The 13,993-nt window shown below is 39.5% G+C and carries 15 protein-coding genes and 2 tRNA genes; 10 read left to right on the top strand and 7 right to left on the bottom strand.

What is annotated here, in order from left to right; genetic code table 11:
* The first annotated feature begins 1 nt into the window (after position 1).
* From carB to Q0P34_RS03545, 9 genes are all read left to right on the top strand, one after another.
* Positions 2 to 3,187: a carbamoyl-phosphate synthase large subunit gene (gene carB / locus Q0P34_RS03585; RefSeq protein WP_294952992.1), complete on the top strand. Its 3,186-nt coding sequence runs from the start codon at positions 2 to 4 to the stop codon at positions 3,185 to 3,187.
* A 10-nt stretch (positions 3,188 to 3,197) separates the two neighbouring features.
* The gene (locus tag Q0P34_RS03580) at positions 3,198 to 3,929 is read left to right on the top strand and encodes a dihydroorotate dehydrogenase electron transfer subunit (protein WP_294952989.1); all 732 of its coding nucleotides are present in this window, start codon (positions 3,198 to 3,200) and stop codon (positions 3,927 to 3,929) included.
* The gene (locus tag Q0P34_RS03575) at positions 3,923 to 4,834 is read left to right on the top strand and encodes a dihydroorotate dehydrogenase (protein WP_294952986.1); all 912 of its coding nucleotides are present in this window, start codon (positions 3,923 to 3,925) and stop codon (positions 4,832 to 4,834) included. Before Q0P34_RS03580 ends, Q0P34_RS03575 begins: the two co-directional genes overlap by 7 nt.
* Positions 4,834 to 5,532: an orotidine-5'-phosphate decarboxylase gene (pyrF, locus tag Q0P34_RS03570; protein WP_294952983.1), complete on the top strand. Its 699-nt coding sequence runs from the start codon at positions 4,834 to 4,836 to the stop codon at positions 5,530 to 5,532. Before Q0P34_RS03575 ends, pyrF begins: the two co-directional genes overlap by 1 nt.
* An 11-nt stretch (positions 5,533 to 5,543) precedes the next feature.
* Entirely contained in the window at positions 5,544 to 6,200 is a 657-nt protein-coding gene (pyrE, locus tag Q0P34_RS03565) for an orotate phosphoribosyltransferase (protein WP_294952980.1), read from the top strand.
* A gap of 19 nt (positions 6,201 to 6,219) precedes the next feature.
* Positions 6,220 to 7,149, top strand: a complete 930-nt coding sequence (gene pyrB, locus Q0P34_RS03560) for an aspartate carbamoyltransferase (protein WP_294952977.1) — start codon at positions 6,220 to 6,222, stop codon at positions 7,147 to 7,149.
* The gene (locus Q0P34_RS03555) at positions 7,130 to 7,549 is read left to right on the top strand and encodes an aspartate carbamoyltransferase regulatory subunit (protein ID WP_366783585.1); all 420 of its coding nucleotides are present in this window, start codon (positions 7,130 to 7,132) and stop codon (positions 7,547 to 7,549) included. The genes pyrB and Q0P34_RS03555 overlap by 20 nt, the downstream gene beginning before the upstream one ends.
* Positions 7,550 to 7,620: 71 nt before the next feature.
* A tRNA-Asp gene (locus Q0P34_RS03550) sits at positions 7,621 to 7,697 on the top strand.
* A gap of 38 nt (positions 7,698 to 7,735) precedes the next feature.
* Positions 7,736 to 7,811: transfer RNA gene (locus Q0P34_RS03545), tRNA-Thr, on the top strand.
* A 67-nt stretch (positions 7,812 to 7,878) separates the two neighbouring features.
* On the opposite strand, the gene Q0P34_RS03540 is transcribed toward Q0P34_RS03545, so the two are convergent.
* Genes Q0P34_RS03540 through Q0P34_RS03520 form a run of 5 tightly spaced genes read right to left on the bottom strand, consistent with a single transcriptional unit; the run spans position 7,879 to position 10,646 of the window.
* Positions 7,879 to 8,343, bottom strand: coding sequence for an NUDIX hydrolase (locus Q0P34_RS03540; protein ID WP_294952974.1), 465 nt, complete (start codon positions 8,341 to 8,343; stop codon positions 7,879 to 7,881).
* Between the two features lie 2 nt (positions 8,344 to 8,345).
* Positions 8,346 to 9,092, bottom strand: coding sequence for a Type 1 glutamine amidotransferase-like domain-containing protein (locus tag Q0P34_RS03535; RefSeq protein WP_294952971.1), 747 nt, complete (start codon positions 9,090 to 9,092; stop codon positions 8,346 to 8,348).
* Between the two features lie 2 nt (positions 9,093 to 9,094).
* Positions 9,095 to 9,616 (bottom strand): GNAT family N-acetyltransferase, encoded by a 522-nt coding sequence (locus tag Q0P34_RS03530; protein ID WP_294952969.1) that lies wholly within the window; start codon positions 9,614 to 9,616, stop codon positions 9,095 to 9,097.
* Positions 9,617 to 9,630: 14 nt separating this feature from the next.
* Complete coding sequence (locus tag Q0P34_RS03525) at positions 9,631 to 10,089, bottom strand: GNAT family N-acetyltransferase (RefSeq protein WP_294952967.1); 459 nt, start codon at positions 10,087 to 10,089, stop codon at positions 9,631 to 9,633.
* Complete coding sequence (locus Q0P34_RS03520; protein ID WP_294952964.1) at positions 10,086 to 10,646, bottom strand: GNAT family N-acetyltransferase; 561 nt, start codon at positions 10,644 to 10,646, stop codon at positions 10,086 to 10,088. Before Q0P34_RS03520 ends, Q0P34_RS03525 begins: the two co-directional genes overlap by 4 nt.
* 355 nt (positions 10,647 to 11,001) lie before the next feature.
* Between Q0P34_RS03520 and Q0P34_RS03515 the strand changes: the two genes are divergently transcribed.
* Entirely contained in the window at positions 11,002 to 11,757 is a 756-nt protein-coding gene (locus Q0P34_RS03515) for a PHP domain-containing protein (RefSeq protein WP_294952961.1), read from the top strand.
* Positions 11,758 to 11,774: 17 nt separating this feature from the next.
* Here the strand turns inward: Q0P34_RS03515 and Q0P34_RS03510 are convergent, their stop codons facing one another.
* Together Q0P34_RS03510 and mtnA are read right to left on the bottom strand one after the other, a co-directional pair.
* Positions 11,775 to 13,022, bottom strand: a complete 1,248-nt coding sequence (locus Q0P34_RS03510) for an amidohydrolase (RefSeq protein ID WP_294952958.1) — start codon at positions 13,020 to 13,022, stop codon at positions 11,775 to 11,777.
* Positions 13,015 to 13,992, bottom strand: coding sequence for an S-methyl-5-thioribose-1-phosphate isomerase (gene mtnA, locus Q0P34_RS03505; protein WP_294952955.1), 978 nt, complete (start codon positions 13,990 to 13,992; stop codon positions 13,015 to 13,017). Before mtnA ends, Q0P34_RS03510 begins: the two co-directional genes overlap by 8 nt.
* Between the last annotated feature and the right edge of the window lies 1 nt (position 13,993).

Below are 13,993 nucleotides of genomic sequence, written 5' to 3'. Positions count from 1 at the left end.
TATGCCAAAGCGTACAGATATTCACAAGGTGTTGGTTATTGGTTCAGGTCCTATTGTTATCGGACAGGCTGCGGAATTTGACTATTCCGGCACACAGGCTTGCCTGGCATTGAGAGAAGAGGGATATGAGGTTGTGCTTATCAACTCAAACCCTGCAACAATTATGACCGATACCGATATTGCAGATAAGGTTTATATGGAGCCTCTTAATCTTGAATATGTTGCAAGAATTATCCGTCACGAAAGGCCGGATGCAATTCTTCCGTCCCTTGGAGGACAAACCGGTCTTAACCTTGCTGTTCAGCTTGCAAAGAAGGGCGTTTTGCAGGAATGTGATGTTGAAATTCTCGGCACAAGCTTTGAGGCTATTGAACGTGCAGAGGACAGAGAATTATTTAAGGATTTATGTGAAAGTCTCGGTGAGCCTGTTCTTCCGTCGGAAATTGCAAACAACCTTGAAGAAGGCCTAAAGGCTGCAAAAGAAATCGGTTATCCTGTTGTTCTTCGTCCTGCATTTACCCTTGGCGGTACAGGCGGTGGCTTTGCCGATGATGAGGCAGAGTGTGAAATAATGCTTAAAAATGCTCTTGCCCTTTCTCCTGTACATCAGGTTCTTGTAGAAAAATCTATCAAGGGCTACAAGGAAATTGAATATGAGGTAATGCGTGACGCTAACGATACTGCCATCACTATTTGTAATATGGAAAATATTGACCCTGTCGGTATTCATACCGGTGACAGTGTTGTAGTTGCTCCGTCGCAAACCCTTACAAATAAAGAATACCATATGCTGCGTGACAGTGCGTTAAAGATCATTCGTGAGCTTAAAATTGAGGGTGGCTGTAATGTTCAGTTTGCTCTTGATCCACTGTCATTCCAGTACTATTTGATTGAGGTTAATCCAAGAGTATCGCGTTCATCAGCCCTTGCATCAAAGGCATCGGGCTACCCCATTGCGAGGGTATCTGCAAAGATTTCCGTTGGTATGCATCTTGATGAAATACAGATTGCAAACACTCCCGCATCGTTTGAGCCAACACTTGACTATGTTGTTACAAAGATTGCAAGGTTTCCGTTTGATAAGTTTGCGGATGCCAACAACTCACTTAACACTCAAATGAAGGCCACGGGTGAGGTTATGGCTATCGGTAGAACAATGGAGGAATCTCTTCTTAAGGCAATTCGTTCGCTCGAAACAGGCGTTTGCCATCTTTACAGCAAAAAGTTTGATGATTACACCGCCGATGAGCTTTTGGAATATATTAAGATAGGCACTGATGACAGATTGTTTGCAATCGCACAGCTTATCCGTCTCGGTGTAGATCTTAATATGATTTACAACGACACAAAAATTGATATGTTCTTCCTTGACAAATTCAAAAATATTACCGAATTTGAAAAAGAGCTTAATTCAAATGTCGCTGATGTTCAAACACTTAAAGATGCAAAGAAAATCGGCTTTTCCGATAAATATATCGGTCAGGTTTGGAATATGACCGAGGCAGAGGTTTTTGCACTGCGTAAGGAAAATAATATATTCCCTGTGTACAAGATGATTGATACCTGTGCGTCCGAGTTTGACAGCTATGTTCCTTATTTCTATTCAACATATGAGCAGGAAAATGAATCAATCGTCAGTGAAAAGAAAAAAATTATTGTTCTTGGCTCCGGTCCTATTCGTATAGGTCAGGGCGTAGAATTTGACTATTCAACCGTTCACGCTATTTGGTCAATCAGAGATGCGGGCTATGAGGCAATTATTATCAATAATAATCCCGAAACAGTATCAACGGATTACACAACATCGGACAAGCTTTACTTTGAGCCACTCACGGTTGAGGATGTTATGAATGTTATTGAGCTTGAAAATCCTCTTGGCATTGTTGTATCTCTCGGCGGACAGACTGCAATTAACCTTGCTCCTCCTCTTGACGCCCTCGGTGTGCCTATTATTGGAACAGATGTTGAGGCTATCGACAGGGCAGAAAACCGTGACTCGTTTGAAAAGGTTATGACAGAGCTTGGCATACCTCAGCCAAAGGGTGAGGCAGTAACCGACATCGAAGAAGGTGTTAAGGTTGCCGAGCAAATCGGATATCCTGTTTTGGTTCGTCCTTCGTTTGTACTCGGAGGCAGAGCTATGCAAATTGTTGCAAACGAGGAATCACTTCGTCACTACCTGCAAACAGCTGTTGAAATAAATACAGAACAGCCTGTACTTGTTGATAAATACATTATGGGCCGTGAGCTTGAGATTGATGCTATTTGCGACGGTGAGGATGTATTCATTCCGGGTATTATGGAGCACGTAGAGAGAACGGGTGTTCACTCCGGCGACAGTATTTCGGTATATCCTGCATTCACCGCTAATGAAGAGGTAAAAAGCAAAATTATCGACTATACCGTTAAGCTTGGAAAGGCTATCGGCATTGTTGGTCTGTTTAACATTCAGTTTATTGCAGACGATAACGACGATGTATATGTAATTGAGGTTAACCCTCGTTCATCAAGAACTGTTCCGTTTTTGTCAAAGGCAACAAGTGTTCCTATGGCTCACATTGCCACACAGGTTATTCTCGGCCACAACCTTAAGGAGCAGGGTATAACCAATGTATATCAGCCTGAAAAGAAGAGATGGTATGTTAAGGCTCCTGCATTTTCGTTCAGTAAATTAAAGGGTATGGATACCTACCTTTCACCTGAAATGAAATCTACCGGTGAGGCTATCGGCTACGACAAATCTCTTACAAGAGCACTTTATAAGGCAATTCAGGCTTCCGGAATGAATGTAGCCAATTACGGTACGGTTCTGGTTACCATTGCCGATCAGGACAAGCCGACTGCATTACCTCTTATCAGAAGATTTTACGACCTTGGCTTTAATATCGAAGCTACAGAGGGTACTGCAAAATATCTTAAAGAGCATAATATCAGGACAAGAGTCCGTCACAAGCTTACCGCCGATGAAAGCGATGAAATTCTTATGGCGTTGCGTCAGGGACACATTGCATATGTTATCAATACTATTGATATTAATGCAGGCGATAGCCATTCTGACGGCTCTGAAATCAGAAGAGCGGCAGTAGATAACAATGTCACTATGTTTACATCACTTGATACCGTAAAGGTTCTTCTTGATGTTCTTGAAGAAATTACACTTGGTGTATCAACTATTGATGCAGAATAAAGGAACGCATATGTATAAGCAGAACAAATATATAATTTTATCAAATGAGGCGTTGACTGATGACGTTTACAAAATGGTTCTCGGCGGTGATACTCAATACATCACCGCTCCGGGACAGTTTATTAATATTCATCTTGATGGCAAATTCCTACGCCGACCCATATCTGTTTGTGATTATGATGACGAAAGCATAACTATTATCTACAAGGTAGTGGGCGAGGGAACACAGCAGATGAAAAATCTTGTTGCAGGTGAATTTTTGGATTTGCTTACAGGCCTCGGCAACGGATATGATATTTCAAAATCGAAAAAGCCTCTTTTAATTGGCGGCGGAGTCGGTGTTCCTCCTATGTATAATCTTGCCAAAAAGCTTATTAAAGCAGGGCAGGAGGTCAGCGTTGTTCTTGGCTTTAACACAAAGCAGGAGGTTTTTTACGAAGCGGAATTTAAGGATTTGGGTTGTACAACATATATAACAACCGTTGACGGCTCATATGGCATAAAGGGCTTTGTTACAGATGCCATTAAGAATATAGATTACGATTACTTTTACACCTGCGGTCCGCTACCTATGTTTAAGGCTGTGTACAATGCTACCGAAACATCAGGTCAGTTCAGCTTTGAAGAAAGAATGGGCTGTGGCTTTGGGGCTTGTATGGGTTGCTCCTGCAAAACAAAGTACGGCAACAAGAGAATATGTAAGGACGGTCCTGTTCTTGTTAAGGAGGAGATTATATGGTAGATTTATCGGTAAACCTTGCGGGAATGAAAATGGACAACCCGGTTGTGCCTGCGTCCGGAACCTTTGGATTCGGTAACGAGTTTAAGGATTTTTACGATATAAATATCCTTGGCTCTTTCTCCTTTAAGGGAACAACAAAAGAAGCAAGATTCGGCAATCCGACTCCGAGAATTGCAGAATGTAAAAACGGAATGATTAATGCCGTAGGACTGCAAAATCCCGGCGTTCATCATGTTATTGAGCACGAGCTTGTTGAAATGAAAAAATACTTTCACAAGCCTGTTATTGCAAATGTTTCAGGCTTTAGCGTTGATGATTACGCATACACCTGCGAGCTACTTGATAAGCAGGAGCAGGTTGGTATTTTAGAGGTTAATGTATCATGCCCAAATGTTCACGGCGGCGGTATGTCGTTTGGAACATCTCCTCAGGCGGCTGCCGAGGTTACAAGAGCTGTTAAAGCCGTTACCTCAAAGCCTGTATTCATTAAGCTTTCGCCCAATGTAACAGATATAGTTGCAATAGCAAGGGCTTGCGAGGAAGCAGGCGCTGACGGTATCTGCCTTATCAACACAATGCTTGGTATGAGAATTGATATAAAACGCAGACAGCCTGTTATTGCAAATAAAATGGGCGGTTTCAGCGGTGATGCTATTTTTCCTGTTGCCGTCAGAATGGTGTATCAGGTTTCGAAGGCTTGTAGTATTCCTGTTATGGGATGCGGAGGAGTTAGCACAGCAAAGGATGTTATAGAAATGATGATGGCAGGTGCAACCGCAGTTCAGGTGGGTGCGGCCAATCTTGTTAATCCGTACGCCTGCAAGGATATTATTGAGGCTCTTCCTGCTGAATGTGAAAAGCTTGGAATAAATAAAATCAGTGATATTATAGGAGTGGTTGATTAATGGGAAAAGACGTAATTATTGCTTGCGATTTTGCAAGCGCAGATGAAACATTTAGGTTTCTTGACAATTTTACCGATGAAAAGCCTTTTGTAAAAATCGGTATGGAGCTTTACTATGCAGAGGGTCCTGCCATTGTAAAGGAAATTAAACGCAGAGGACACAAGATTTTCCTTGACCTAAAGCTTCATGATATTCCCAATACCGTTAAAAAATCAATGGCGGTTTTGTCAAAGCTTGACGTAGATATGACAAATCTTCACGCCGCAGGTACAATAGATATGATGAAGGCTGCGCTGGAGGGATTAACCCGCGAGGACGGCACAAGACCGATTTTGATTGCAGTAACCCAGCTTACATCAACAAGTGAGCAAAGGATGCAGAACGAGCTTTTAATTAATGCATCAATTAACGATACAATAGTTAAGTATGCTCAAAACGCAAAGGAGGCAGGTCTTGACGGTGTCGTTTGCTCTCCTTTAGAGGCCGGAATGGTAAAGGATGAATGCTCAAGGGATTTCATTACCGTTACACCGGGCGTAAGATTTGCAGACGGTGATGTCGGCGATCAGGTACGTGTTACCACTCCTGAAAAAGCAAAAGAAATCGGCTCTGATTATATCGTTGTCGGAAGGCCGATTACACAGGCTGATGACCCTGTCGCTGCATACAGAAGATGCTGTGCTGAATTTATTGATTAGGAGCTGTAATTATGGAAGGATATAAAAGAGAATTTATAAAGTTTTTAGAGGATGCCGGAGTTTTGAAGTTCGGTGATTTTACTGCAAAGAGCGGAAGAAAAATTCCTTACTTTATCAATGCGGGCGAAATTAAAACAGGCGAGCAGATTTCAAGGCTCGGTGAGTTTTATGCAAAGGCTTATTTTGATAAGGTGGGCAAGAAAAGAGCTGTGCTTTACGGACCTGCATATAAGGGTATTCCGATTGCCGTTTCCGTTGCTGTTGCACTTGCCAAAAACGGCCTTGATGTTCCTTTCTTCTTTAATAGAAAGGAAGAAAAGGATCACGGTGAGGGTGGTGTATTTGTTGGCTACAAGCCACAGCCGGGCGAAGAAATCGTTATCGTAGAGGATGTTGTAACTGCCGGAACCGCTATAAGAGAGAGTATGGCCATTCTTTCTTCTCTTGAAGATGTAAAGGTAAGCGCAACATTCGTTATGGTTGACCGTAAGGAAAAGGGCAAAACAGATAAGTCTGCTATTGCTGAGGTCGGCGAGGAATACGGTTTTCCTGTTTATTCGGTTGTTGATGTTTACGATATTATCGAATATCTTGAGCAGGACGAAAAGAATAAGGAAAATGTAGACCGTATCAAAGCTTATCTTGAGATAAACGGTGCAAAGGCTTAATTTAGAAAGGATTATGTAAATGCGTCATTTATTAGATACAACTGATTTGTCGCTTGATGAAATTGATGATATGATAGCTCTTGCGATGGATATCATCAATAATAAACAAAAGTATGCTCATATATGTGATGGCAAAAAGCTTGCAACCCTTTTCTTTGAGCCAAGCACAAGAACCCGACTTTCATTTGAAGCTGCTATGTACGAGCTGGGCGGAAATGTTCTTGGTTTTTCAGAGGCAGGCTCGTCATCTGCATCAAAGGGAGAAACTGTTGAGGATACAGTTCGTATGGTATCAAATTATGCCGATATTATCGCAATGCGTCATCCTCTTGAGGGTGCTCCAAGGGTAGCCACAACAAGAACGCTTGTACCTATCATCAATGCAGGCGATGGCGGTCACGCTCATCCAACTCAAACCCTGACCGACCTTTTAACGATATACAGAGAAAAAGGCAAGCTTGGAGATATATCAATCGGCTTGTGCGGTGATTTGAAATTCGGCAGAACAGTACATTCGTTAATAAAAGCAATGTGCAGATATAAGAATGTCAAGTTTGTTCTTATTGCACCAAAGGAGCTCCAGGTTCCTGATTACATTATTTCCGACGTTCTTGAGCCGAGCGGTGCAGAGTATATACTTGTTGAGGATTTAGAGGATGTAATGCCAACCTTGGATGTCCTTTATATGACAAGAATACAAAGAGAAAGATTTTTCTCTGAAGAAGAATACTTAAAGCACAAGGACGCTTTTATTCTTGATTTACAAAAGCTTGATAATGCAAAAAAGGACTTAACCATTATGCATCCGCTTCCGAGGGTTAATGAAATTTCAACCGATGTTGATGACGACCCGAGAGCAAAGTATTTTGAACAGGCGCTCAACGGTAAATATATTCGTATGGCGCTTATTATGACCTTGTTGAAATGGGGTGGCAATCTTGAATATTGATTCTATTGAAAACGGATATGTAATTGACCATATTCCTGCAGGCAAGGGTATGGCAATCTATAATTATCTTTCTCTTGATAAGCTCGATTGCCAGGTGGCAATTATTACAAATGCAAAATCCAAAAAGAATACTGTTAAGGATATTATCAAGATTAATAAGCTTGTAGATTTGGATATGGATATTATTTCATTCGTCGCACCCAATGCAACAGTAAATGTTATTAAAAACAGCCAAAGAATTGACAAGAAAAAGCTTGATATGCCAAAGCAGATAAAGAATATTGTAAGGTGCCCAAATCCTCGTTGTATCTGCAATAATGAGGATATTGACCATATCTTTAAGCTTACGGATAATAAGGGAACATACCGTTGCCTTTATTGCGAAACCATGGCTTTGTAATATTCAAAAATTATCAAAAAAATATTGACATTGTCTGCCTATTCTGTTATTATACATAGGCAGATATAAATGGCCCGGTAGTTCAGTTGGTTAGAACGCCAGCCTGTCACGCTGGAGGTCGACGGTTCGAGCCCGTTCCGGGTCGCCATTTTATTTTGGTAAGTTTTTGCTTACCTTATATTTTTTGCTGATATAGCTCAGGTGGTAGAGTGCATCCTTGGTAAGGATGAGGTCACCGGTTCAAATCCGGTTATCAGCTCCAAAAAAGACGGTTTCTCAACCGTCTTTTTCTTTTGCCATTCAACCAACTTGCAAATGGCTATGCAACCTTATTTTGCATACAAACTATATGTTCCGTGTTGCTCTCGGCTGAAATAATCTGTTTTAGTAAGTGCATTGTTATTATTTATTGCAGACTCAATTAGCTTTTTTGTAAGGTCCGGCACATCATCCCTTGAAAGTGCTTCGTAAATATCTAACCAAACGACCTCGCTGTTTTCATCATTATCAGATGTAGCCTCTCCACTAACATAATCAAGAGAAAAGGCAACATACCAATCCTTGAAATTGAACCTTATAGCAATAATGTCTTTTGGTTCAACAGTAATCCCTGTTTCTTCCTTGTATTCTCTTACGACAGCTTCTTGCGGTGTTTCGTTATAGTTCAAATATCCACCGGGAACAATCAAAAGATTTTTACCTGCACCGTATGTATGCCTTGCAAGTAGTACTTTGTTGTCGCTAATCAAAACTCCTGTTACACTTTGATGCCAATTAGTGTTTTCAGTATTCATTTTTAATTCCTTTCATATAATTCTTCAATGCTTCTAAACTTGTCACTAATTATGTTTTGGGTGATATATTTACCATTCTTCCAATAGCATTTTTCTGCAACCGAATTTTCATCAATAGTCAATATTCTGTACTGATTATCAACAACCTCTAATGCTGCATTATCAAGCTGAACAGCAGGTATTTTATATGTTCGTTTCATCATTTGCTTAACAGATTCAATTCTGTTAGGTTCTTTTACTATATGCGGTGCAAACAAAACATTAATTAATCCAAGTCCTGATACTCTGATTATTTGACTTGAATTTGACGAAATTGCTCTTGAATCGGAATTACCGTAATCGCACCAGCAAATACCTCCGGCACTAACTCCACACAAAACCTTATCCTCGTTATAAGCCTCAATAAGCATTTCATCAATACCATACATTTTGAATAATCTCATCAGCTTGTATGTATTACCACCACCGACATAGATTATATCAGCCTTTTTGATTTTGCTGCTTGTTATCTCTTTATTCCTGATTTCTTCATATCGCAGGTAATCTGTCGTGCATCCATACACACCGTTATAAATTCCATCCATTACCTCAAAATAATAATCAGGATAATTATTAGCCAAGCCTATAAACAAAAAGCTTGGTTTTTGTTTGCCTGTAAGCCTAATTATTTCCTTATCAAATGGTGCAGTTTCGTATTTAGTGTTGTGGTGTCCGTTTTCTCCGCCACCTATTGCTACAATTTTTCCCATTGTTAAAGCTCCAATGTATAAAATTTTGCCTTGAAGGTTTGACTGCCGTCTGTTTTTGAATATTCACCGTAGTGTTGAAATTTCAGCCCGCACTTTTCCATAACCTTGCCTGAGCGTGGGTTATCTACTGCGTGGTTTGAACAGATTTTATTTACATCTAATTCCCTGTGAACAAAGTCAATTATTGCTTTCATTGCTTCGGTGCAATAGCCCTTGTGCCAATAATCATAGTGCAGATTATATCCCATACCCCAATATCCTTCCATTTTATCACTCGGACCGATACCTCCTGTGCCTATAACCTTGTTTTCCTCTTTCAAAACAAATGCCCAATTCCATTCCTTTTCATCAACAAGTGTTGACTTTATCCAATCAATCGTTTGGCTTATATCCGTTAATGTGGGATAGGACATAAATTTTGTTACCCGTTCATCACTGTTCCAAGAGAAACAAGCCTCAGCGTCATCAAGTGTAATAGGTCTTAATATCAATCTTTCTGTTTCTAATATTGGTTCTTTATACATTTCAATACCTCCTGTTATTGCAATTTGTAAAGTGTTAATATCATTTTATAATACTCGCCATATTCATCAATTGCTGTTTCATAAATTTCAAAGCCGAATTTTTTGTAAATATGTAATGCATTACTATTGTCAGTATCAATACCAACTGTAATCTGTTTATATCCTTTTTCTTTACAGAGATTAATCATATATTTTAGTAGCCCTTGCCCTATACCTTTGTTTCTATACTCTTTTTTCACTATAAGCCTTGATAGATATATTTTAACATCTTTTTCAGTATATTCTTCATAATCAGTTACTAAATCACAGCTTGCAATATATTTATCGTTATGCTTCATTAAGTAAGATTCACGATTACCGCAAGCAATTTGCTCCTTGAATTGTTGGGTAAAAGGACAGCTTTTCATATCCCATACATTATTACTTTTATCGTATTCCTCTAATCGTAATTTTTCGATAATATAATCTGTCATAGTCTCTCCCATTCTTCTTTAGTTAGTTTATAGCAAATTATTGGTATGCCATCGACCTCTGTTAAACCTCTAACCTGATAAGTTTTGGATTTTTCGGTTGGTATTTCTGTCATTCCTATTTTCTGCATTACTCTGCCGGAGCCGATATTTTCTTGTGCGTATTCAGCCTCTAACACTTCAATACCGATTTGAGAAAACATATAATCTCTAATCGCCGTTGCAGCCTCGGTCATTATTCCTTTATTCCAATATTCGCTGTCAATTTGCCAACCTATCATTGCAGTTGTATCAATAATTTTTACTATCTCTATATTACCGATAACTCTGTTATTATAGACGATAGCCCAATGATATTTATCCCCGTTTTTATATTCATCTGCCCACATTTTACAAATAGCCTTTGTGTCCTCAATACTTTTATGAACTGACCAAGTAACATATTTTGCTACTTCTTCCTTTGTTGTGTATCGGTACATATCCTTATAATCGTCTTCTCTTATCTTTCGAAGAATTAGCCTTTCGGTATAAATTGTTTGTGTTCCTTTGTGATTTAACATTTTAACTCCTCCTTAAACAAAAATTAACCCGCTGATGATATGCTCATCAACGGGCTTGTAGCAATGATATGATAATATCTACACCGAAAATGAACATAGCAAAGCAAATCTATACGCTCTGTGCATAGATTTCATATCTCTGTTAAGTTCAAAATTAGGTGTGAACATATCGTTATTTCCTTTCGAATATTGAATACATACTAACACTAAAAGAACTATTTGTCAATGCATCCTTTAAATTTGTAAATGGGAATAGGCAGGTACCTATCAATGTGATGCTGAGGATTAATATTTATGATTAATATTGTATACAATGTCGTGTTGATATATAATAGGTGAATATAGGGGTGAAGATATGCTAAAGGATATGCACATCCACATTGAACGTGGAGAGTACAGTAAAAAATGGATTGAGCAATTTGTTGATAAGGCTGTTCAAATGGGCATAGATGAAATAAATCTTCTTGAGCATTCTATTAGAATCAAGGAGTTTTTACCTACCTTTGAAGAGGCGAAAAATTACAATTTGTACCAACAACGTTGGGTTACAAATAAAGTCCTCAACGCACATTCACTTGATGAATACCTTAGGCTTGTCAGCGAAATAAAGGCAGGGGAGTATCCTGTAAAAATTAACTTTGGCTTGGAGGTTTGCTGGTTTGAACAGTACAGTGATTTAATAAGGCAGTTGGTTGATGAATGTAATCTCGATTATGTTTTAGGTTCTGTTCATTGGATAGATAATTGGACCTTTAATCAGCGAAAGTATCAATGGAAAAACAAGGATGTTGATTATCTTTTTAATCGCTATTATGAGCTTAACAATTCGCTTATAGAATCGAATATTTTTGACGCAGTTGCTCATCCTTATCTTATAAAATGCCATGGCTTTACTCCAAGCTTCGATCTGAAGTCCTTATATCTTAAAATGTGCCTCAATGCAAAAAAGCATAATATGGCAGTTGAACTAAATGGTTCACAGATAAAATGTATGGACAATGATTTTATTTCTGCTGTAAGCGAAAGCGGAGTAACAACAGTTTTAGGCTCCGATGCACATTCCCCAAACGATGTTGGAAAAAACATAAAAATTATGAGCACACTTATATAAATGTGCTCATTTTTTATTTATCTTATTCTGTCAATTACTGCTTGACAATTTGCGTAAATTTTTTCTGTGTCTATGCCGATAAACTCACCGTTGCTGTAAAGGATTTTTCCGTTTACCATTGTCATTTTTACAACATCCTTACTGCCGCTGTATACGAGGTTTTTGCTAATGTTGTTTATCGGTTGCATACTCGGTCGGTGCATATCAATTACAATAAGGTCTGCCTTTTTGCCTACATCTATAACATCACAGTCGTCAAGCCCCATACATTTTGCAGAGCCTATTGTAGCCGCCTTAAGTATTGAATTTGCGTCAGTTGATGCGGCATCATTGTCCTTTAGCTTTTGTGTTGCGGAAATCATATACATTTCTCTGAACATATCAAGTGCATTGTTACTGCTTGCACCGTCTGTACCGACTGCAATGCCTATGCCCTCATCAATAAGTCTTGAAACAGGAGCAATACCCGATGCAAGCTTTGCATTTGAGCAGGCATTTATAATTGCCCAAATGCTCCGCTTTTTGTATATTTCTATATCATTATCATCAAGCCATACACTGTGATAGGCACCGCCACCGTAATTAAAAACACCAAGGCTGTCAAGGAATTGTGTAGGTGTCATACCGTTTCTGCCGATGCAATCCTCAACCTCTGCTTTTGTTTCGCTTGCGTGAACAAACACAGGTGCCTTGTATTTTTCAGCCAAGTCAGCAATACCTTTAATTAATTCCTTGTTTGTTGTGTATTCTGCATGAAAACCAAGCTTGTAGCTGATTAGAGGGTGGTAGTTGTTGAACTTTTGATAGTAACCTTCAACGGCATCAATACTTTCCTTAAAGTTGTTAAGCCCGCTTGTCATAACAGTTCTAAAGCCAATGTCTACACTTGCCTTTGCCATCATCTCGGGATAATAATACATATCAAAGCAGGCTGTAGTACCGCTTGTCAGGTATTCCAAAAATGCAAGAGATGACAAATCGTATATATCCTGTGGTGTAAGCTTTGCCTCAAGCGGAAAGATTTTGTCGTAAAGCCAGGCCTGTAAAGGCAAATCATCGGCAAATGAACGACCGAAGGTCATAGCAGAATGTGTATGAGCATTTTTGAATGACGGCATAAGCAGATTGCCGTTAAGGTCATAAACCGTGTCTGCCGTTTTGTCACAATCTCCTATTGCGACAATGCTGTCACCGTCGACAAAAACATCCTGCTTTGTAATATTAAAATCCTTATCTAACACTAAACAGTTTGTAAACTTAATCATTATACCGTATCCTTTGTAAGTTTTCCTTGTAAGGCTTTCTTATGATACCTCTGTCGGTAATAATGGCCGTTATCAGCTCATTATCCGTAACATCAAATGCCGGATTATAGCATTTTGTTTCTTCAAGTGCCATTGGCTCCTTGTACCACATTTCTTTAATTTCGCTTGGGTCACGTTCTTCGATTACAATGTCGTCACCTGTAGGGCAATTATAATCAATTGTTGAATAAGGACCAAGAACATAAAAGGGTATGTTGTAGTGCTTTGCCAAAATAGCAACACCCGATGTTCCTATTTTATTGGCAATGTCGCCGTTTGCGGCAATTCTGTCCGCGCCTACCAAAACTGCATTTATCTTGCCCTGCTTCATCACAAGGCTTGCCATATTATCACATATAAGGGTTACATCTATTCCGGCCCTTTCAAGCTCAAAAGATGTCAGCCTTGCACCCTGCAAAAGAGGCCTTGTTTCATCGGTGTAGGCATGGAAGGTATATCCTCTTTCCTTGCCGAGAAGCAGAGGGCCGAGCCCGGTTCCGTATTCGCTTGTGGCAAGCGCACCTGCATTGCAGTGGGTAAGTACCCCGTCACCATCGTTGAGCAAGGATAAGCCGTATTCGCTGATTTTTTTGCACATTGCAATATCCTCGTTGTGTATTGCAATGGCTTCGTCTATCAAGCTTTTTCCGCCTTCATATGCCTTTAACATTCTTGATGTTGCCCAGGAAAGATTAACTGCGGTGGGCCTTGAAGAATCTAAGTATTCTTTCAACTCGTATTTATCATCATCAAGCAATGCCATTGCATATGCGGCAAAAATTCCTATTGCAGGAGCACCACGAACCTGTAAGGATTTTATTGCATAATAGTAATCCTCTTTTGTTTTGGGATTAATGTATTCAATTCTGTTTGGCAAGGCTGTTTGATCAAGCAAATACAGCTTGCCGTCCCTGTATTCAATATTTTTCATA

The organism is uncultured Eubacterium sp., from assembly GCF_945980375.1.
Classification (GTDB): Bacteria; Bacillota; Clostridia; order Oscillospirales; family Acutalibacteraceae; genus Eubacterium_R.
This window is presented reverse-complemented; position numbering and strand designations above follow the sequence as displayed.

Coding starts and splice junctions, on each gene's coding strand:
- pyrE (WP_294952980.1), top strand. CDS start 5,544: ATGGAAGGATATAAAAGAGAATTTATAAAGTTTTTAGAGGATGCCGGA.
- mtnA (WP_294952955.1), bottom strand. CDS start 13,992: ATGAAAAATATTGAATACAGGGACGGCAAGCTGTATTTGCTTGATCAA.
- Q0P34_RS03510 (WP_294952958.1), bottom strand. CDS start 13,022: ATGATTAAGTTTACAAACTGTTTAGTGTTAGATAAGGATTTTAATATT.
- carB (WP_294952992.1), top strand. CDS start 2: ATGCCAAAGCGTACAGATATTCACAAGGTGTTGGTTATTGGTTCAGGT.
- Q0P34_RS03580 (WP_294952989.1), top strand. CDS start 3,198: ATGTATAAGCAGAACAAATATATAATTTTATCAAATGAGGCGTTGACT.
- pyrB (WP_294952977.1), top strand. CDS start 6,220: ATGCGTCATTTATTAGATACAACTGATTTGTCGCTTGATGAAATTGAT.
- Q0P34_RS03515 (WP_294952961.1), top strand. CDS start 11,002: ATGCTAAAGGATATGCACATCCACATTGAACGTGGAGAGTACAGTAAA.
- Q0P34_RS03535 (WP_294952971.1), bottom strand. CDS start 9,092: ATGGGAAAAATTGTAGCAATAGGTGGCGGAGAAAACGGACACCACAAC.
- pyrF (WP_294952983.1), top strand. CDS start 4,834: ATGGGAAAAGACGTAATTATTGCTTGCGATTTTGCAAGCGCAGATGAA.
- Q0P34_RS03540 (WP_294952974.1), bottom strand. CDS start 8,343: ATGAATACTGAAAACACTAATTGGCATCAAAGTGTAACAGGAGTTTTG.
- Q0P34_RS03525 (WP_294952967.1), bottom strand. CDS start 10,089: ATGACAGATTATATTATCGAAAAATTACGATTAGAGGAATACGATAAA.
- Q0P34_RS03575 (WP_294952986.1), top strand. CDS start 3,923: ATGGTAGATTTATCGGTAAACCTTGCGGGAATGAAAATGGACAACCCG.
- Q0P34_RS03520 (WP_294952964.1), bottom strand. CDS start 10,646: ATGTTAAATCACAAAGGAACACAAACAATTTATACCGAAAGGCTAATT.
- Q0P34_RS03530 (WP_294952969.1), bottom strand. CDS start 9,616: ATGTATAAAGAACCAATATTAGAAACAGAAAGATTGATATTAAGACCT.